The sequence below is a fragment of the Leptothrix mechoopdaensis (SeqCode) genome, from assembly GCF_053893855.1.
Window position 1 is genome coordinate 4300700 of the sequence record NZ_CM132699.1, and the last position, 18737, is coordinate 4319436.

Annotated in this window: 11 protein-coding genes; 2 read left to right on the top strand and 9 right to left on the bottom strand. The window is 71.7% G+C overall.

What is annotated here, in order from left to right; all coding sequences use genetic code 11:
* Positions 1 to 25 precede the first annotated feature (25 nt).
* From ACWA7K_RS18730 to ACWA7K_RS18740, 3 genes are all read right to left on the bottom strand, one after another.
* On the bottom strand, positions 26 to 592 hold the full coding sequence (locus tag ACWA7K_RS18730) for a hypothetical protein (RefSeq protein ID WP_456163154.1): 567 nt from the start codon (positions 590 to 592) through the stop codon (positions 26 to 28).
* Positions 589 to 5286 (bottom strand): EAL domain-containing protein, encoded by a 4698-nt coding sequence (locus tag ACWA7K_RS18735; RefSeq protein ID WP_456210217.1) that lies wholly within the window; start codon positions 5284 to 5286, stop codon positions 589 to 591. The genes ACWA7K_RS18730 and ACWA7K_RS18735 overlap by 4 nt, the downstream gene beginning before the upstream one ends.
* 135 nt (positions 5287 to 5421) lie before the next feature.
* Positions 5422 to 6366: a class IV adenylate cyclase gene (locus tag ACWA7K_RS18740; RefSeq protein WP_456210219.1), complete on the bottom strand. Its 945-nt coding sequence runs from the start codon at positions 6364 to 6366 to the stop codon at positions 5422 to 5424.
* Positions 6367 to 6773: 407 nt separating this feature from the next.
* On the opposite strand from ACWA7K_RS18740, the gene ACWA7K_RS18745 reads away from it, so the two are divergent.
* Both ACWA7K_RS18745 and ACWA7K_RS18750 read left to right on the top strand, forming a co-directional pair.
* On the top strand, positions 6774 to 8747 hold the full coding sequence (locus tag ACWA7K_RS18745; protein WP_456168869.1) for a sigma-54-dependent Fis family transcriptional regulator: 1974 nt from the start codon (positions 6774 to 6776) through the stop codon (positions 8745 to 8747).
* Between the two features lie 215 nt (positions 8748 to 8962).
* Entirely contained in the window at positions 8963 to 10765 is a 1803-nt protein-coding gene (locus ACWA7K_RS18750; RefSeq protein ID WP_456163160.1) for an NAD(P)/FAD-dependent oxidoreductase, read from the top strand.
* A gap of 65 nt (positions 10766 to 10830) precedes the next feature.
* Here the strand turns inward: ACWA7K_RS18750 and ACWA7K_RS18755 are convergent, their stop codons facing one another.
* From ACWA7K_RS18755 to ACWA7K_RS18780, 6 genes are all read right to left on the bottom strand, one after another.
* Complete coding sequence (locus ACWA7K_RS18755) at positions 10831 to 11559, bottom strand: alpha/beta hydrolase (protein ID WP_456163162.1); 729 nt, start codon at positions 11557 to 11559, stop codon at positions 10831 to 10833.
* 114 nt (positions 11560 to 11673) lie between these two features.
* On the bottom strand, positions 11674 to 12642 hold the full coding sequence (locus ACWA7K_RS18760) for a helix-turn-helix domain-containing protein (RefSeq protein WP_456163164.1): 969 nt from the start codon (positions 12640 to 12642) through the stop codon (positions 11674 to 11676).
* Positions 12639 to 13679: an L-glyceraldehyde 3-phosphate reductase gene (gene mgrA, locus ACWA7K_RS18765; protein WP_456163166.1), complete on the bottom strand. Its 1041-nt coding sequence runs from the start codon at positions 13677 to 13679 to the stop codon at positions 12639 to 12641. Before mgrA ends, ACWA7K_RS18760 begins: the two co-directional genes overlap by 4 nt.
* A gap of 166 nt (positions 13680 to 13845) precedes the next feature.
* On the bottom strand, positions 13846 to 15468 hold the full coding sequence (locus ACWA7K_RS18770; RefSeq protein WP_456163168.1) for an alpha-amylase family glycosyl hydrolase: 1623 nt from the start codon (positions 15466 to 15468) through the stop codon (positions 13846 to 13848).
* Positions 15465 to 17108 (bottom strand): alpha-amylase family glycosyl hydrolase, encoded by a 1644-nt coding sequence (locus ACWA7K_RS18775; protein WP_456163170.1) that lies wholly within the window; start codon positions 17106 to 17108, stop codon positions 15465 to 15467. The genes ACWA7K_RS18770 and ACWA7K_RS18775 overlap by 4 nt, the downstream gene beginning before the upstream one ends.
* Before the next feature lies 1 nt (position 17109).
* Complete coding sequence (locus tag ACWA7K_RS18780; RefSeq protein ID WP_456163172.1) at positions 17110 to 18729, bottom strand: alpha-amylase family glycosyl hydrolase; 1620 nt, start codon at positions 18727 to 18729, stop codon at positions 17110 to 17112.
* Positions 18730 to 18737 lie beyond the last annotated feature (8 nt).

Sequence of the window (18737 nt, forward strand, 5' to 3'; positions counted from 1 at the left end):
CGCACCGGTCAACCGGGCGGCGCGGTCAGGTGTCCTGCTGTCGCCCGATGCAGGTCGGGCAGACGCCGTCGCGCACCGGCAGCGTCAGGTGGGCCGCGCTGACCAGATCGGGCAGCTTGTCGTCCAGTTCCGACCACGGCGAGCCCGGCCCCGGCATCGCCAGTCGCAGGCACTGGCTGCAGCGCATCCAGCGGGCGGTCGCGGGGTCGTGCGGGCGCAGCGCCTGCAGGGCCAGCCGGGGCTGGCGCGGCGTCACGCTGCGGATCCGGTGCTCGACCCGCAGCGCGCCGCCGGCCAGCGGCAGCACCGTCATCTCCAGCTGACGGACCAGATCGGGCGCGTCGCAGCGGTAGGGCAGGGTGCGCGGACGGCCGGTCAGGCGGGCCGCCTCGAAGATCGCGCTGACGAACATGCGGGTCGGATCGCCGGTCAGGAACTCGGCCAGCGGCCGGCCCACCACCTGGCGGGACAGCGCGCCCGGCCCGTCGTTGGCGCGGGCGAAGCCGTCCCAGTCGGGCGATACCGCCTGCACCCGGTCCTCGGCATCGACCTCGTACCAGCTGGCGATGCCGCCGGGCGGTGCCTTGGTCATGCAGGGGTTTCGCCGGATCGCCGGGCCGCCGGGCGGGCCGCACGCAGCAGCCACGGACCGACCTGGTCGGGCATCAGCCCGGGCGCGTAGAGGAAGCCCTGGGTCAGCAGCGGCGGACTGTTCGCATCGGCGGTGGCGAAGGCATGGGCCCGCAACGCGTCACGCTGCGCCGGGGTCTCGACGCCCTCGGCAACCACGCGCAGGCCCAGCGCCCGTGCCAGGCCCAGGATCGCGGTGACGATCTCGCGGTCGTCGCGCTGGTCGGCCACGCCGTCGATGAAGCTTCGGTCGATCTTCAGCTCATGCAGCGGCAGCTGGCGCAGGTGGGCGAGCGACGAGTAGCCGGTGCCGAAGTCGTCCAGCGACAGCTGCACCTCCAGCGCCTGCAGCCGGCGCAGCAGCGGCGCCAGGTGCTCGCCCGGCTGCAGCAGCGCGCTCTCGGTCACCTCGATGATCAGCCGGTGGCCCGGCACCCGGTGGTGCATCAGGTGGTTCTGCACCCGGTCGGCGAAATGGCGGTCGCGCAGCTGGCGCGGCGAGACGTTGACCGACATCGTCAGCGAGGCGTGGCCGGCCTGACGCCACTGCGCCAGCTGGGCGCAGGCCTGGTCGATCACCCAGTCGCCGATCGTGTCGATCAGCGAGGTCTCCTCGGCGATCGGCAGGAACATCGACGGCGCGATCCACTCGCCGGCCCCCGAGCGCCAGCGCAGCAGCGCCTCGAAGCCGGTGACGTGGCCATCGGCCAGCTGCACCTGCGGCTGGTAGACCAGCATCAGCTCGCCGTTCTGCAGCGCGGTGCGCAGGCCGCTCTCGAGCTGCAGCCGGTTGCGTGCGCTCTCGCCGACCTCGGACGAGAAGAACTCGTAGCGCGCCCGGCCGGCCCGCTTGGCGCGGTACATCGCCGCATCGGCGTTGCGCATCAGCGTGGCGCCGTCCTCGCCGTCGCTCGGGAAGAAGGCGATGCCGATGCTGGCCGCTGCCGCCACGGTGCTGTCGCGCAGGATGACGTTCTCGGCCAGCGCGCGGCTCAGGCGCTCGACCGTCTGCAGGCACTCGTGGCGCGAGGTGTCCTCCAGCAGCAGCACGAACTCGTCACCGCCGATGCGCGCGACCGTGTCGGCCGCCCGCACGTGGTCGACGATCCGGCGCGCCGCCAGCCGCAGCATCTCGTCGCCGGCGGCATGGCCCAGGCTGTCGTTGATGGTCTTGAAGTTGTCCAGGTCGATGAAACACAGCGCCAGCTCGTGGCGGGCCCGGCGCGCCGCGTCGATGGCATGGTCCAGCCGGTCGCCCAGCAGGCTGCGGTTGGGCAGGCCGGTCAGCTCGTCATGGGTGGCCAGGCGCTCGATGCGCTCGCGCGAGGCGGCCAGCTGCGAGATGTCCGAGAACACGCCGACGTAGTGGGTCACCGCGCCGGACGGATCGTGCATCGCGCTGATCGACAGCCACTCCGGATAGACCTCGCCGTTCTTGCGCTTGTTCCAGATCTCGCCGCGCCAGGCGCCCTCGCGTTCGAGCTGCTGGCGCATGTCGTCGTAGAAGGTGTCGTCGTGGCGCCCGGAGGACAGCAGCCTCGGCCGCTTGCCGCGGACCTCCTCGGCGCTGTAGCCGGTGACCGTCGTGAAGGCCTTGTTGACGCGCAGGATGTGGTGCGCCGGGTCGGTGATCATGACCCCCTCGGAGGTCACGTCGAGGATGCGCGCGGCGATGCGCAGCTCCTCGTCGGCGGCATGCCAGCGGGTCAGGTCGACCGCCTGCACGCAGACCGCGACGACCGCGCCGTGCTCGTCGCGCATCGCATAGCGGCTGACCCACCAGGAGCGGCGCCGGCCGTCCAGGTCGAAGAACTCCTCGCGCTCGATGCCCTCGTGCTCGCGCAGCACCTCGATGTCGGCGTCGCGCAGCCGGCCGGCCACCTCAGCGGGCAGGCATTGCAGGTCGGTGCGGCCGGCCATCGTGCCGGGCTCCAGCTCGAAGAAGCGGCAGTAGCGGTCGTTGGCGAACTCGTAGCGGCCGGACGCGTCCTTGATCGCCACCAGCGCGCCGCCGTGGCTCATCACCGCCAGCAGGCGCTGTTCGGTGCTGCGGGTCTGGCGTTCGGCGCGGGCCAGCTGGGTGTTGTCGACCAGCGTCAGGACCATGCCGCGACGTTCGCCGCCGTGGACCTCGTGGGCCAGGTGCAGCACGAACTCGCTGCCGTCGTCGGTGCGCGGCAGGTGGACCACCAGCGGGCTGGCCGAGTGCAGCGCCTGCATCACCGGCAGGCTCAGGTCGGGCATGCCCGCCGGGCGGGTCATTGTGCCCAGCTGCAGGCCCTCGCAGCCGGCGCTCAGGTGGAACAGCCGCGCGGCGGCGTCGTTGTAGCGGCGGATCGCCAGGCTGGCGTCGATCACCAGCAGCGGCAGGTCGATGCTGTTGTGGATGCTCTGCAGCTCGTCGGACAGCTGCTGGTAGCGCCGCCACTGGTGGTTCAGCTCGGCGTTGACGGTGGCCAGCTCCTGGTTGGTGGCCTGCATCTCCTCGTTGGCCGACTGCAGTTCCTCGTTGCTGGCCTGCAGCTCCTCGTTGGTCGCCTGGGCTTCCTCGTTGAGCGCCTGCATCTCCTCGTTGCTGGCCTCGAGCTGCTCGACCAGGCTCTTCATCCGCTCGCGCGCGGTGGCGAGATCGGCCTGGGTGTCGGCCTGCGAGGCCAGGCCGTCGGGACCGCTCACCGGCCCCTCGGCGCGGCAACGCGGTCTCGGCCGCCGTTCGAACGCCAGCAGCGCCCGGCGCTGGCCGGCCGGGCCGACGTAGGGGTGCAGCACCATCCGCCACGGATCGCGCCGCCGGCCCTCGGTCAGCACCACGTCGGCATGGCGCGGCTGGCGGCTGTCGTCGAGCAGCGCGCACATCAGGCGCAGCTCGGACTCGATCGACGGCCGCGCCAGCGACAGCACGTCGAGCGACTGGCTGCCCGGCCGCAGCGCCAGGAACGGGCCGACCTCGCCGTGGACCTGCAGCACGCACAGGCGCTCGTCCAGCAGCACGCAGGGCGGCAGGTAGGCGCTGGCGGCCTGACGCAGCAGCTGGGCTTCGGTCTCCGGCATCGGCCCCCGGCGCTGGCGAAGGGCCGCCGCCGGCGGACCGGCCGGTTCCAGCGGACGTTCCGGCAGCGCGGCGCGGCGGCCGGTGCGCTCGTACAGGCGCTGTTCCTTGTCGATCGCGACGAACTGGTCCTCGTGGTGCAGCACCGATTCGCTGCGCCCCAGGAACAGCAGGCCACGCGGCTGCAGCGCGTAGTGGAAGGTGCGCATCACGCGCGACTGCGCTTCCTGCTTCAGGTAGATCAGCACGTTGCGGCAGCAGATCAGGTCCATGCGCGGGAACGGCGGATCGCGCGTCAGGTCATGGCGCGAGAACACGACCCGTTCGCGCAGCTGGCGCGAGAACTCGACCTGCGCGCCATAGGGCGTGAAGTAGCGCTTGACCAGCGCCTCGGGCACGTCCGACAGCGCGCTGGGCGGGTACAGGCCACGCCGGGCCAGCGCCAGCGCCTCCAGGTCCAGGTCGGTCGCGAAGATCTGCAGGACCCGCTCGGCCAGGTGGTCGCCCAGCGCCTCGCCGAAGGCCATCGCGACGGAATAGGCCTCTTCGCCGGTCGCGCAACCCGCCACCCAGACACGCAGCGGCTCGCTGGGCGGCTGGCGTCGCACCAGCGCGCCGATCGCCTCCGACAGGACCTGGAAGGCGGCCGGATCGCGCCAGAAGCGCGTCACCGAGATCAGCGTGTCGCGCGCCAGCAGGTCCAGCTCGCCAGGTTCGCGCTGGCACAGGCGCAGGTAGTCGCCCAGCTCGGGCGTGTCGCGGGCCTGCATGCGGCGGGCGATGCGGCGCAGCAGCGTGGCTTCCTTGTACTCGGCGAAGTCGATGCCGCAGCGCCGCCGTACCAGCCCGAGCAGCTCGCCGAACTGGTCCGGGATGAAGCCGGGCGCCAGCGTGTCGGCCGATTCGTCCATCAACCCATCGTCGGGACAGTCGAGCAGCCGGCGCTCGATCGCCGGCCCGATCGCCTCGGGCGGCAGCACCCGGTCATGGCCGACCGCGCGGATCGCCGCCTCCGGCATGCCGGTGTAGCGCGCGGTGGCCGGCTGCTGCACCAGCGTGCGGCCGCCAGCCGCGTGGATCTGGCGCAGGCCCATCGCGCCATCGGAGCCGGTGCCCGACAGGATCACGCCGACCGCGTGCGGGCCGACCCGATCGGCCAGGGACGCGAAGAACAGGTTGATCGACGGCCGTGGCAGCGACTGCGGATCGGGCTCGGTCAGGCGCAGCCGCTCGCCGTCGAACTCGATGTGCGCGTTGGGCGGCGTCACCAGCACCACGCCGCCGGTGGGGCGGTCGCCGTCGTGGACCTCGTGCACCGGCATGGTCGTGTGCGAGGCCAGGATCTCGGCCAGCAGCGAACGGTGGGTCGGCGCGAGGTGCTGCAGCACGACGTAGGTCAGGTCCGCATCGACCGGCAGGCCCGGCAGCAGCGTCTTCAGCGCCTCCAGCCCGCCCGCCGAAGCGCCGATGCCGACCAGCCTCGGCCGGTGCAGGCGCGCGCCCGCCTCCGGTTCACCCTGGACAACGGGGTCCGGCGTGGTGGCCGGCAAGCGTGGCGCGGCCGCCGATCCGGGCAGGGGCGTGGAGGGTTTTTCGGGGTCGGGCACAGACGGGATTCGGACGCGGGGACCGGGCGCGGAGGAAGACACCCGACAAGTTAGTCCAATCGCCTTGCAGCGGGCTATCGCAGGTAGATCCGGATTGACCCGCGTCAGAGTCGGGTCTTTTCTGCGACACCTTGTTCAGCAAGCGTGCACATCCAGCCTTCGCGCGTCGTTCGCCAGCGACACCGTGAGCCCGACCGCTTGCCAATGGAGCGCCTCGCCATGTGCCGGCTGAAGTTCCACCGCCAGCGGCCCGGCAATGTGGCCGGGGCAAGGGAGTGCCACGGTGCCGGCACTGCCGCCGGTGGTGACGCGGGCGCGGCGGATGCGGCCCGGCGTCCAGGCGCCGAGCGTGTCGGCACTCAGCCCGGCGACCGCGCCGAAGCGCAAGGTCACGCCCAGCGCGTGTTCGGTCTCGGCACCCTCGGCGCGCCGTTCGGCGGACGGCTCCAGCACCGCGACCGCCAACCGCAGCCGCAACGCGCCATCCTCGTCCAGCCCGATCGACGCCAGCTCGGAATCGGCCAGTTCCAGGCGCCAGTCGCCAGCGGCCTGACGCTCGGCCAGCAGGTCGACATAGGCGCGCGATTCCAGCTGTGCCGGCGCGATGCCCAACTGCGCCATCAACGCGCGCGCCTCGTCCAGCCCGGCCTCGGCCGGCTCGCCGTCGCGCATCACCACCTCCAGCTCCAGGTAGGCGCCCAGGCCCTCGACCTCGTCCAGATGTACGCGGGTGCGGCCGACGAGGTAGAGCACCCGGCGCTTGCGCACCCGCCCGGTCTGCCCATGCGCCTCCGCCAGCAGCACCCGCATGCCGTCCGCGTCCGGGCAGGCGCTGATGCGGTAGTGGCTGGCGCGCGGCCCGGCGGCATCCGCCCGCCGGTAGAAGATCAGGTCGGCCGGCGGCGTCTTCCCGTCGGCATCCGCCCCGAACGCCCGCAGCTTCAGCCGCCCGTTCGCGCAGGCGAAGAAGGTGTCGTCCTGCAGCAGCACGACCGGCCCTTCGGTGGCGACCGCCGCGACCTTCGGCTCGATCTCGGCGAGCGATGTCAGGCGAGCCTTGATCTCGATGTTGCGGGCCATGGGTGGGCAATGCGGTGTAGGGGAGCAGGACGGTAGCGCACGCCACCCGTCGCCTCCGCCAGCTCTCGTTTGACTTCGCCCGCCTCTGGGCTGCTTCCAGAGCTTGAACCTCGTCAAGTCCAGACAACGGGTCGCCGACGATGGCAAGGTCGTCACGCCGCCTTGGATGAACGAAGCCGACCCTGCGCCCTACGGCTGAATCAGCAGACGAAGCAGGGAAGAAGTGGCGCCCCAAGCCCACCCCGCGCTCCGTGATTCCACCCTCGCCACACCCCCGCCCCCTGCGGCACATTCGAGCGTTCCGCCCCGACCGGAGACCGCTCATGGCCGTTGCCTCGAATGCTGGGTTGAACGCTGGTTTGACCACTGCCTCGCCGCTGAACCGGCAGGCCCACATCGCGACCGTGATGCAGGTGGCCGACAGCGGTGTCGGGGCGCCGGCTGCCGCGCGGCATGACGCCATCATCCGGGCGAGCTGGGAGCGCTGCGTGCGGGAGCACCGGCTCGATCCGACGCGGATGCAGGAGGCGGTCATCCTGCCGCAGGCGCGGCTGCGCGAGCACCAGGACCAGATGGACGCGTTCCTGTCGATCGCGCGGCACGGGCTGGAGTCGCTCTACCACCAGGTCGCCGGGCAGGGTTATGTCGTGCTGCTGACCGATGCGCGCGGCGTCACGGTCGACTTCCTCGGCGACCTGCAGATGGAACCGCACCTGCGCCGCGCCGGGCTGTATCTGGGGGCGGACTGGAGCGAGCACCACGCCGGCACCTGCGGCGTCGGCACCTGCCTGAGCACCGGGCAGGCGCTGACGGTGCATCTGGACGACCACTTCGACGCCACCCACATCCCGCTGACCTGCACGGCCGCGCCGGTACACGACACGCTGGGGCGGCTGCAGGCGGTGCTGGACATCTCGCAGCTCAGCTCGGCGCAGCCCAAGGAGAGCCAGCACCTGGCGCTGCAGCTGGTGAAGGTCTATGCGCAGCACGTCGAGAACGCGGCCTTCCTGCAGCGTCACCGGCAGGACTGGGTGCTGCGCCTGAGCGAGGCGCCGCAGTTCCTGGACGTCAACCCGGACTACCTGCTGGCGCTGGACGAGGCCGGCCGCGTGATCGGCCACAACCGCCGCGCGCAGCTGCTGTTCGAGCCGGCGCTCGGTGGCGTCGCGCTGCCCGGACGGTCGTCCGCGCTGATCGGCCAGCCGCTGACCCGGCTGATCGACGTGCCGCTGGACCGGCTCGGCCGCTACGTGCAGGGCCGCGCGGTCGACCAGCGCGCGGTGCGCCGCAGCGATGGCCGGCAGCTGCTGTTCCTGCTGGCCTCGCCGCCGCCGGGGCGTCCGGCAGCGCATCGCCAGGCGGCCGATGCCGGGCTGATCGGCGATCTGTCCGCCGACCCGAAGGTGCCGGCGCCGCTGGCCGCGCTGTCGGCTGGCGACCCGGCGCTGGACCGCCAGATCGAACGCGCGGCGCGGCTGGTCAACAGCCCCGTCAGCCTGCTGATCACCGGCGAGACCGGCAGTGGCAAGGAGCTGTTCGCGCAGGCGATGCACGCGGCCTCGGAACGGCGCGGCGGGCCGTTCGTGGCGGTCAACTGCGCGGCGATCCCGGAGTCGCTGATCGAGAGCGAGCTGTTCGGGCATCTGGCCGGCAGCTTCTCGGGCGCCGGGCCCAAGGGCAAGCGAGGGCTGATCCAGGAGGCCGATGGCGGCACGCTGTTCCTCGACGAGATCGGCGACATGCCGCGCCCGCTGCAGGCCCGGCTGCTGCGCGTGCTGGCCGAACGCGAGGTGCTGCCGATCGGTGCGACCCGGCCGGTCAAGGTCAACCTTCGGGTGATCGCCGCGACCCACCGGCCGCTGGAGGCGCTGGTGCGCGAGGGCCGGTTCCGCGACGACCTGTACTACCGCCTCAACGGCGCGCACGTGCAACTGCCGCCGCTGCGCGAGCGGCGCGACCTCGACGGCCTGATCGACCGGATGCTGGCGCACCCTGCGCATCAGGCCCGGCCGGCCCCGGCGCTCGAAGCGGCCGCCCGCGCCGCCCTGCACGCCCACCGCTGGCCCGGCAACCTGCGCGAGCTGCGCAACGCGCTGGACTACGCCCGCACGGTCTGCGTCGGCGGCGTGATCGGCCTGGCCGACCTGCCCGATGCGGTGCTGGCACCCGCGCCGGACGAGGCCCGCGCCGCGCCACCGTCACGACGCCCGGACGCCGACGCGCTGGCGCTGCAGGGCCCGCAGGAAGCCGAGGCGCTGCGCCAGGCGCTGCAGGCCGCGCGCTGGAACGTGTCGGCCGTCGCGCGCCAGCTCGGCTGCTCGCGCATGACGCTGTACCGGCGCATGAAGCGCTGGGGCATCGCGTCGCCGCTGGACCTGTGACACCTGTCGCAGCCGGGGCGTGACAGCTGACCGGGTGTGACAGCTGCACGGGGGCCTGACGGATCGGGCCGATCGCGTCTTTCATCGATGAACACGGGGTTGTCGGGGGTTTGCAGGCCTTCGGGGCATGGCCGGAAGGCCGGGCACGGGCCTTGCGCTGAGTCCGGTTGCCAGGCCCGATCCGCCTGGTGGACCACACCACAGGAGACTCATCGATGACGACACCCACACAACGCGCCCAGGCCTGGCTGGGCCGTTTCGAGGCGGCGCTCAACAGCGGCGATGCCGATGCCGTGGCGGCGCTGTTCGAGGCCGACAGCTACTGGCGCGACCTCGTGTCCTTCACCTGGAACATCCGCACCGAGGAAGGCCGCGACCAGATCCGCGAGATGGTGGCGGCCTGTGCGGCCCGCACCCAGGCGCGCAACTTCACCGTCCGTGGCGAGGCGACCGAGGGCGGCGGCGTGACCGAGGCCTGGTTCGACTACGAGACCGCCCAGGCGCGTGGCCACGGGCTGGTCCGGCTCAAGAGTGGCGAGGCCGGCGACCAGGCCTGGACGCTGCTGACGACCATGACCGAGCTGAAGGGCCACGAGGAGAAGAAGGGCCCGAACCGCGCCAAGGGCGCCGAACACGGCGTGTTCCCGGGCCGCAAGTCATGGGCCGAACTGCGCGCCGAGGAAGAGGCGTCGCTGGGCTACACCGTGCAGCCCGACACCGTGATCATCGGCGGCGGGCAGGGCGGCATCGCGCTGGCCGCGCGGCTGCGCCGGCTGGGCGTGCCGACCATCGTCATCGAGAAGAACGCGCGGCCCGGCGACAGCTGGCGCAACCGCTACAAGAGCCTGCACCTGCACGACCCGGTCTGGTACGACCACCTGCCGTACCTGCCCTTCCCGGACGACTGGCCCGTGTTCGCCGCCAAGGACAAGATCGGCGACTGGCTGGAGCACTACACCCGCCTGATGGAGATCAACTACTGGAGCTCGACGGTGGCCGAGAAGGCCCGCTGGGACGAGGCCAGCGGGACCTGGGAGGTGCGCGTGCTGCGCGAGGGCAAGCCGGTCACGCTGCGGCCGAAGCAGCTGGTGTTCGCGCTGGGCGTGTCGGGCTATCCGAACGTGCCGAAGATCCCCGGCGCGGAGACCTTCGAGGGCGTCCAGGTGCATTCGAGCAAGCACGTCGGCTCGGACGGCTGGACCGGCAAGAAGGCGGTCGTGCTGGGCTCGAACAACTCGGCCCACGACATCTGCGCGGCCCTGTGGGAACACGGCGCGGACGTCACGATGCTGCAGCGCAGCTCGACCCACATCGCGCCGTCCGATTCGCTGATGGAGCTGGCGCTGGGCGGCCTCTACAGCGAGCAGGCGGTGGCCAACGGCATCGACCACCACAAGGCCGACCTGATCTTCGCCAGCGTGCCCTACAAGATCATGCACACCTTCCACATCCCCGTGTACGAGGAGATGAAGAAGCGCGATGCGGATCTCTACGCGCGGCTGGAGAAGGCCGGCTTCATGCTCGACTTCGGCGAGGACGGCTCGGGCCTGTTCATGAAGTACCTGCGCCGCGGCTCTGGCTACTACATCGACGTGGGCGCCAGCGAGCTGGTGGCCAACGGCAGCGTCAAGCTCAAGAGCCGCGTCAACATCGAGCGCATCAACCCGAAGTCGGTGACGCTGACCGACGGCACCGAACTGCCTTGCGACCTGCTGGTCTACGCGACCGGCTACGGCTCGATGAACGGCTGGCTGGCGGACCTGATCTCGCCCGAGGTGGCCGACCAGGTCGGCAAGTGCTGGGGCCTGGGCTCGGCCACGACCAAGGATCCGGGCCCGTGGGAAGGTGAGCTGCGCAACATGTGGAAGCCGACGCCGGTGCCCAACCTGTGGATCCACGGCGGCAACCTGCACCAGTCGCGCCACTACTCGCAGTTCCTGTCGCTGCAGCTGAAGGCCCGCCAGGCCGGGCTGGACACGCCGGTCTACAAGCCGGCGCCGTCGTTCCACGTGCGCTGAGGCGCCCGTGACGGACGGGCCGGCCCGGGGCGTCAGTCCCGGCCGGCCCGCTCGATCGCGCGGCGTCAGTCCCGACCGGCCCGCTCGATCGCGCGGGCCAGGGCGGCCGGTTCGGTGAACCAGGCCTCGTGGCTGCCGGCGCTCTCGATGTAGCGGTACAGGCCGAGGCGCTCGGACAGCCGCGGGTGCCACGGCAGGCTGGCCGGCAGGGCGGTGTCGAGCACGCAGTTGACGTAGGACTTGCCCAGCTCCAGCTCGGCCAGCGGCTTCGTGATCGACGACGGATCGGTGAAGGTCCGGTACGGATGCGGGTTGAGCCGCGCGTAGGCCGACTGCGCCAGCGCCAGATCGGCGTCGTTGATGAAGGCGTCGCGCCAGATCGGGAAGGGCAGCGTCAGCGCGTTGCCGTTGGCGCTGGCGATCACGTCGAACAGGGCCGTGAAGTGCGGCGGGATCATGTCCGTCAGGCTCTCGCCCGGCTGCGGCACGAAGGCGTTGACGTAGACCAGCCGCGCCAGCCGGGGCAGCAGCCGCTCGGCCGCGTCCGAGATCACCATGCCGCCGTAGCTGTGGCCGACCAGGCGCACCCGTTCGAGCCGGTGCGACTCGACGTGTTCGACCAGCGAGGCCACCGCATCGGCCAGGCCGATGACGCTGCGGTCATCGCCGGCGCGGTTGCCGGCCAGCGTCGGGCAGTGGACCGTGTGACCGGCGGCGCGCAGCTCGGCGGCGACCGGCTCCATCTCCTGGCCGGTGTGCCAGGCGCCGTGGACGAGGACGTAGGTGTCGGACATCGGTGTCTCCATGTCGGGTGGTGGTGCGCGACACCTTAGGCCGTCCCGGTGATGGCGGATAGCCGTGGTCTGCCAGGATGCTGGCCGCTGCCTGCCAGGCCTCGCCCGGGCGGATCAGCGCTGGCGGCGCCACTCGCCCGGCGTGCGGCCGGTGTGGCGGCGGATCACCCGCACGAAGTGCGAGGCATCTGCCAGGCCGACGCGGCGGCCGATCTCGGCGACGGTCAGGCGGTCGAAGCGGGCATCGGCCAGCAGCACCCGGGCCGCGCCGACCCGGCATTCGGCCAGCAGGCTCGCGAAGGTCAGGCCCTCGACGGCCAGCGCGCGGTGCAGGCTGCGCTCGCCGACACCCAGCCCGGCGGCGACCTGGGCGGCGGTCAGGCCGGGTTCGGCATGACGCTCGCGCAGCGCCGCGACGATGCGCCCGCGCAGGTCGACCGACGACCGCCCCGGCGCGCTCGCCGAGCCGCCGGTGGCCAGCGCGAGCAGCGCGCCGAGCTGGTCACCCAGCAGGTCGACCGGCAGCGGCGGGGCCAGCGTCAGCTCCGGTCGCAGCAGGCGGGTGTAGGCCGACAGCGCCGCGCCGAAGCCGCTGCTGCCGTCGATCCGGCGGCCGGCCTGTTCGGCCGGAGCCGGCAACCAGCGCTCGACCCAGTCGGCCGGCAGTTCGAGCGACAGGGTGTCGCAGCGTTCGGGGAAATGCAGTTCGTAGCAGTGGCGCGAATCGACCATCACCAGGTCACCTGGCAGCAGCCGCGCCTGGACGCCGTGCTGCGCGGCGACCCAGGCCGAGTCGGTCTTGCACAGCAGGTAATAGACGTGGCCGGCGCGGTCCTCGCGCCGGCCGATGCCGCGCCGGGTCCGATAGAAGTCCAGCGCACTGCCACGTCCCTGGTTGAGCTGCAGACGCCCGAGCGGCGCCGTGGCCAGCTCGGCGGCCAGCCACTGCGGCTGCGGGCAGGTGACGTCCATCTCGACGAAGTTCTCGCACACCGCGCCGATCCAGTAGTCCAGCCGCTGCGGCGCCGCGACGTCCTCGGTCGACCAGCGCTGCACGGCAGCGTCTTGCCGGACCTCGCTCAAGCCCAGTCCGACGCCGGGGCGCGCCACAGGTCGACGCCGCCTTCGCCGGCGTGCTGGTCGATCTCGGCCAGCTCCTGGGCGCTGAACGACAGGTTCTTCAGCGCGCCGACGTTCTCGCGGATCTGCGCCGCGCTGCTGGCACCGATCAGCGTGGTCGTGACACGCGGATCGCGCAGCACCCAGGCCAGCGCCATCTGCGCCAGGCTCTGGCCGCGCCGCTTGGCGATCGCGTCGAGCGCGCGCACGCGCTGCAGGTTGGCCTCGCTCAGGTGCTCGCGCATCAGCGAGCCACCGCCCGGCCGGTTGATGCGCGCGTCCGCCGGGATGCCGGCGAGGTACTTGTCCGACAGCAGGCCCTGCGCCAGCGCGGTGAACGTGATGCAGCCGGCGCCGACCTGCGCCAGCGTGTCGAGCAGGCCGTTCTCGATCCAGCGGTTCAGCAGGTTGTAGCTCGGCTGGTGGATCAGCAGTGGCACGCCTTCGGCCTTCAGCAGCGCGGCCATCTCGGCGGTCTTGCCCGGCGAATACGACGAGATGCCGATGTACAGCGCCTTGCCCTGCCGCACCGCGTGGGCCAGCGCCTGCGCGGTCTCTTCCAGCGGCGTGTCCTTGTCGAAGCGGTGCGAATAGAAGATGTCGACGTAGTCCAGACCCAGCCGCTGCAGGCTCTGGTCCAGGCTGGCCAGCACGTACTTGCGCGAGCCGCCGCCCTGGCCGTAGGGGCCCGGCCACATGTCCCAGCCGGCCTTGCTGGAGATGATCAGCTCGTCGCGGTAGGGCTTGAAGTCTTCCCGCAGCAGCCGGCCGAAGTTGATCTCGGCACTGCCGTAGGGCGGGCCGTAGTTGTTGGCCAGGTCGAAGTGCGTGATGCCCAGGTCGAACGCGGTGCGCGCCATCTCGCGCTGCACGCTCATCGGCGTGGTGTCGCCGAAGTTGTGCCACAGCCCCAGCGACAGCGCCGGCAGCTGCAAGCCACTGGCACCGCAGCGGCGATAGGGCATCGATTCGTAGCGATCGGGGGCGGCGGCGTAGCTCATCTCGTGTCTCCTCGGGGCGGGGTGTTCGGCGAGGGCGGGATGATGCCGTGATCGGGTTGGGGCGTGCAGCGTGCAAAAAAGAGAACCCGGCCACGCCGGGTTCTGAAGAGGCCCGGCGTGGCTCGCTTGCCGGGCTTCGAGGAGGCCCGTGCCGGGCCGTCATCGCTCAGGGCACGGACTCGAAGACCCGGAACGACCGGGCCGGCACCACGAGCGCGGCGGCGCCTTGTGCGTCGGTGCGCAGGGCCGCATCGCCGGCAGGCCAGCGGCTGGTCAGCGTGGCGCTGGCTGGCAGGCCCGCCACGTTCGCGGTCGCCGCACGCCGGCCATGGTTGAAGACGACCAGCGCGCGGCGCTCGCCGAGCACGCGCTGGAAACTGAAGACCAGGCCGTCGACCTGCGGCCGCACATAGGCCCCGCGCATGAGGGCGGGCGAGCTGCGGCGCAGCGCGATGACGTCACGGTAGAAGCTGCGCAGCGAGCCCGGATCGCCTCGTTGTGCCGCGACGTTCTGGCGGCTCACGTTGGCGGCCAGTGCGCGGTAGGGCTCACCGGTGGTGAAGCCGCCGCGCAGCGGATCAGCGCTCCAGCTCATCGGCGAGCGCAGTCGCGGATCGCCCTGGAGCGCGGCGGCATTGGCCATGCCGATCTCCTCGCCGTAGTAGATGAAGGGCGTGCCGGGCAGCAGCAGGTAGCTGGCGGCGGCCTGCCGGATCTCCACCAGGTCGCCTTCCAGCTGGTTCCACAGCCGGTCGCCGGCAAAGCTGTCGTGGTTGCTGGCCATCGTGGCCATCGTCGCGGGTGCCGTCGTGAAGTAGGCCGCCGCGTCGGCCAGCGAGACCTCGTCGCCTGCGGCTGCACCGATCACGTTGAAGTTCTGCGTGAACGCGAACGACGCGCCGCAGGTGTCGGCTGTCGCGTAGCGGGTCGGCGCGCCGGGCGACTCGCAGACCATGTAGCGGTTCGGGTAGCCCATGACGACGCGGCGGATGCCGTCGAGCAATGCGTCGTTCTCGGGCTGGTTCTCCCAGGCGTCCGGACCGTTCTCGATCAGGTTGCCGACGGCGTCGAAGCGGAAGCCGTCGACCCCTCGGTTGAGCCACCAGCGCAGGTTGTCGTGGTGCCAGGCGACGACCGACGGGTTGCGCAGGTTGAAGTCGGGCATCTGGTTCCAGAAGCCGGCAAAGTAGGCGCCCTGGTCGGTCTCGTACCACGGGTTCTGGCCGTAGATCTTCCAGCCCGCCGGTGCCGTGTCACGCCAGACGTACCAGTCGCGCCAGGGCGATGTGCGCGAGGCGTCTGCAGCCACGAACAACGGGTGTTCGGCCGCGCTGTGGTTGACGACGTAGTCGAGGATCACGCCGATGCCGCGCGCGTGGGCCTGTCGAAGCAGCTCGTCGAAATCGGCCAGCGTGCCGTAGGCCGGCTCGATGGCGCGGTAGTCCTTCACCGCATAGCCGTGGTCCTGGTCCTGGCTGGGCATGACGGGCAGCAGCCACAGGCCGGTGATGCCCAGCTCCTGCAGGTCATCCAGTCGCCCGATCAGCCCGCGCAGGTCACCGTTGCCGTCGCCGTCGCTGTCCTGGTAGGAGCGCACGAAGATCTGCATGAAGGCGCCGTGATGCCAGTCTGCCGACAGTGGGCTCGGCGTCGGTCGGGCCGTCACCGGGGCGACGTCGACCGGCGGCGGTGCCGTGTCTCTCGCGGGCGCGGCCATCGCGGGAGCGAGGCCGGTCAGGGCCAGCAGGGCCAGCGCGGCTGAACGGGCGGCGAGTCGAAAGAGGATCATGGCGGGCTCCCGGGCTGGATGCGCATCACCGCGAAGCTGCGCGCCGGCAGCGTGACCTGCGCACGGCCGGTGCCGTCGGCGACGACGTCGGCCGCACCGGCCGGCCAGTGGCGGACCAGCCGGGTGCTGGCGGACAGGCCGGGCACGTCCAGGGTCGCGGCGCTGTCGCCGTGGTTGACGCCGACCCAGGCACCCCCCAGGCCGGACGGATCGCCCGTCGGGTCACCACCCAGGCGCTGGAACTGCATCGCCAGGCCGGAGGAAGCGGCATGGGCGTAGCGGCCTTCCACCAGCGCCGGCAAGGCGCGGCGCAGGGCGATCACGGCGCGGTAGTGCGACAGCAGCGAGGCCGGATCGGCCTGCTGCGCCGCCACGTTTTGCGTGGCCGCATTGCCGGCCAGGGCGCGGAAGGGTGTGCCGGTGGTGAAGCCGGCACGGCCGCGTTCGCCGGTCCAGCTCATCGGCACGCGCAGCTTCGGGTCACCGTCCAACGTGGCAGCGCCGGTCATGCCGATCTCCTCGCCGTAGAAGACGAAGGCGGTGCGTGACTGCAGCAGGTAGGTGGCCGCCAGCAGCTTCTGGCGGGTGATGTCGCCGCCGAGCTGATCGGCCACGCGCTGGCCGGCAAAGCTGTCGTGGTTGCTGGCGAAGGCGGCCATGCCGTCGGGTGCCGACAGCGGGTAGGCGACCACGCGGGCCAGTGCGGCGGCGTCACCGCGCGCGGCGGCGACCAGGTCGTTCTGGTGGCCGAAGGCGAAGGCCGCGCCGCAGCTGTCGGCGGCCGCATAACGCTGCGGCAGGCTCGGTGCCTCGCAGACCAGGTAGCGCCCGCCGTAGCCGTCCAGCACGGCCCTCGTGGCGGCGAGCACGGCATGGTTGGCGTCCTGATGTTCCCAGGCCGATGGCCCGTTCTCGACCAGGTTGCCGGCCGCATCGATGCGCACGCCGTCGACGCCCCGGTTGAGCCAGAAGCGCAGGTTGTCCTGCTGCCAGGCGACGACCGCCGGGTTCTTCAGGTTGAAGTCCGGCATCTCGGTCCAGAACGGCGCGTAGTACGAGCCGTTGGTGGTACCGCGCCAGGGGTCGGCGCCGTAGACCGACCAGCCCGACGGGTGCTGGCGCTCCCAGACGTACCAGTCGCGCCAGCGGTTGTCGGCCGCGCTGCGCGACTGCTGGAACAGCGGGTGGCGCGCCGCGCTGTGGTTGATGACCCAGTCGAGGATCACGCCGATGCCCCGCGCATGGGCCTCGCGCAGCAGCGTGTCGACGTCGGCCAGCGTGCCGTACTCGGGCGCAACGGCGCGGTAGTCGCTCACCGCGTAGCCGTGGTCGCCGTCCTGGCTGGGGTGGATCGGCATCAGCCACAGGCCGGTGATGCCCAGCTGCTGCAGGTGGTCCAGCCGCTGCGTCAGGCCGCGCAGGTCGCCGATGCCGTCACCGTCGCTGTCCTGGTAGGCCCTCACGAAGACCTGCATGAACACGCCGTGATGCCAGTTGACCGGCAGCGTGCTCGGGCTGGCCGAGGCGGTGACCGCGCTGGTGTCGGGCACCGGCAGGTCGGTGCTGGATGTGCCGCCACCGCCGCAGCCGCCCAGCAGCATCCCGGCGGCCAGTGCCGCCAGCGTCGGGGTGAGGCGCATGTCAGCGCCCCGCCTCGACCGACCAGACCTGCAGCGACTGCGGCGCCAGGTCGAGCTGGACGCGCCCGCGGCGATCGACCTGGCGGTTGCCCGGCGGCTGGCCGCGCCACAGCGGTCGCAGCGTCGCGCCGGGCGGCAATGCCTCGATCCGGTCGCGCCGCTTGCGGGTGCCGAAGTTGTAGACCACCAGCGTTCGTTCGACGCCGTCGGCGACCGGTGCGGTGCGCTGGAAAGTCATCAGCCAGCCGTCCGTGCGGGCCGCTTCGTAGGCCCCTTGACGCAGCGACGGCCGGCTGTTGCGCAGGGCGATCAGCGCGCGGTAATGCGACAGCAGCGAGCTCGCGTCGTCCTGCTGGGCGGTGACGTGGTGCGTGGCTGCGTTCGTGGGCGCGGCGCGATAGGGCGTGACGGTGCTGAACCCGCCGTGCGCGCTGGCGTCCCAGCTCATGGTGGCGCGCAGCTTCGGGTCGCCCTTCAGGCCGGCGCCGCCGGCCATGCCGATCTCCTCGCCGTAGTAGATGAAGGGCGTGCCCGGCTGCAGCAGGTAGGTCGCCGCGACCAGCCGATAGGCCGCCTCGTCGCCGCGCACGCGGTCCATCAGGCGCTGGCCGGCGAAGCTGTCGTGGTTGCTGGCAAAGGTGGCCATGCCGGCGGGCATGCGCTCGAAGTAGCCGGCGACGTGTTCGAGCGGCGTCGGGCTGCCCATCGCCGCGCTGACCAGCCGGTTGTTGTGGCCGAAGGCGAATGCCGCGCCGCAGGCCCGGGCGTAGGCCACCGGATCGCCCGGCGCCTCGCAGACCAGGTAACGACGTTCGTAGCGATGCACCAGCGCAGCCACGTCGGCCATCAGCGCGACGCTCTCGGGCTGGCTCTCCCAGGCCAGCGGGCCGTTCTCGACCAGGTTGCCGACGGCGTCGAAGCGGAAGCCGTCGACGCCCCGGTTGAGCCACCAGCGCAGGTTGTCGTGGTGCCAGGCGACGACCGCCGGGTTCTTCAGGTTGAAGTCCGGCATCTCGCTCCAGAAGCCGGCGAAGTAGTGGCCGTGGTCGGTCTCGTACCAGGGGTCGTTGCCGTAGATCTGCCAGCCCGCCGGCTTGCGGTCGGACCAGACATACCAGTCACGCCACGGGCTGGCGGGCGAGGCCTCGGCGGCGCGGAACAGCGGGTGGTCGGCGGCGCTGTGGTTGATGACGTAGTCGATGATGACGCCGATGCCGCGTGCATGGGCCTGCCGCAGCAGCTCGTCGAAGTCGGCCAGCGTGCCGTAGTCGGGCTCGATGGCGCGGTAGTCCTTGACCGCGTAGCCGTGGTCGCCGTCCTGGCTCGGCTGGATGGGCATCAGCCACAGGCCGCGCACGCCCAGCGACTGCAGGTGATCGAGCCGCCGCGTCAGCCCGCGCAGGTCGCCGATGCCGTCGCCGTCGCTGTCCTGGTAGCTGCGCACGAAGACCTGCATGAACGGTCCGTCGCGCCAGTGCGCATCCAGCCGGCTGCCGGGATCGGCCATGGGCACCGGCGTGGTGTCGATGACCGGCTCGGCGGCCTGCAGCGGCGTGAGGTTCATCAGCACGAGTGTGATGGCCGCCAGCAGGCGCGACACCGGATGGCTGGATGCGGGCATGGCGGCGA

Excerpts from the sequence above, each read along its gene's own strand:
- ACWA7K_RS18770 (WP_456163168.1), bottom strand. The coding sequence starts at position 15,468 with ATGATCCTCTTTCGACTCGCCGCCCGTTCAGCCGCGCTGGCCCTGCTG.
- ACWA7K_RS18755 (WP_456163162.1), bottom strand. The coding sequence starts at position 11,559 with ATGTCCGACACCTACGTCCTCGTCCACGGCGCCTGGCACACCGGCCAG.
- ACWA7K_RS18775 (WP_456163170.1), bottom strand. The coding sequence starts at position 17,108 with ATGCGCCTCACCCCGACGCTGGCGGCACTGGCCGCCGGGATGCTGCTG.
- ACWA7K_RS18730 (WP_456163154.1), bottom strand. The coding sequence starts at position 592 with ATGACCAAGGCACCGCCCGGCGGCATCGCCAGCTGGTACGAGGTCGAT.
- ACWA7K_RS18740 (WP_456210219.1), bottom strand. The coding sequence starts at position 6,366 with ATGGCCCGCAACATCGAGATCAAGGCTCGCCTGACATCGCTCGCCGAG.
- ACWA7K_RS18745 (WP_456168869.1), top strand. The coding sequence starts at position 6,774 with ATGCAGGTGGCCGACAGCGGTGTCGGGGCGCCGGCTGCCGCGCGGCAT.
- mgrA (WP_456163166.1), bottom strand. The coding sequence starts at position 13,679 with ATGAGCTACGCCGCCGCCCCCGATCGCTACGAATCGATGCCCTATCGC.
- ACWA7K_RS18750 (WP_456163160.1), top strand. The coding sequence starts at position 8,963 with ATGACGACACCCACACAACGCGCCCAGGCCTGGCTGGGCCGTTTCGAG.
- ACWA7K_RS18780 (WP_456163172.1), bottom strand. The coding sequence starts at position 18,729 with ATGCCCGCATCCAGCCATCCGGTGTCGCGCCTGCTGGCGGCCATCACA.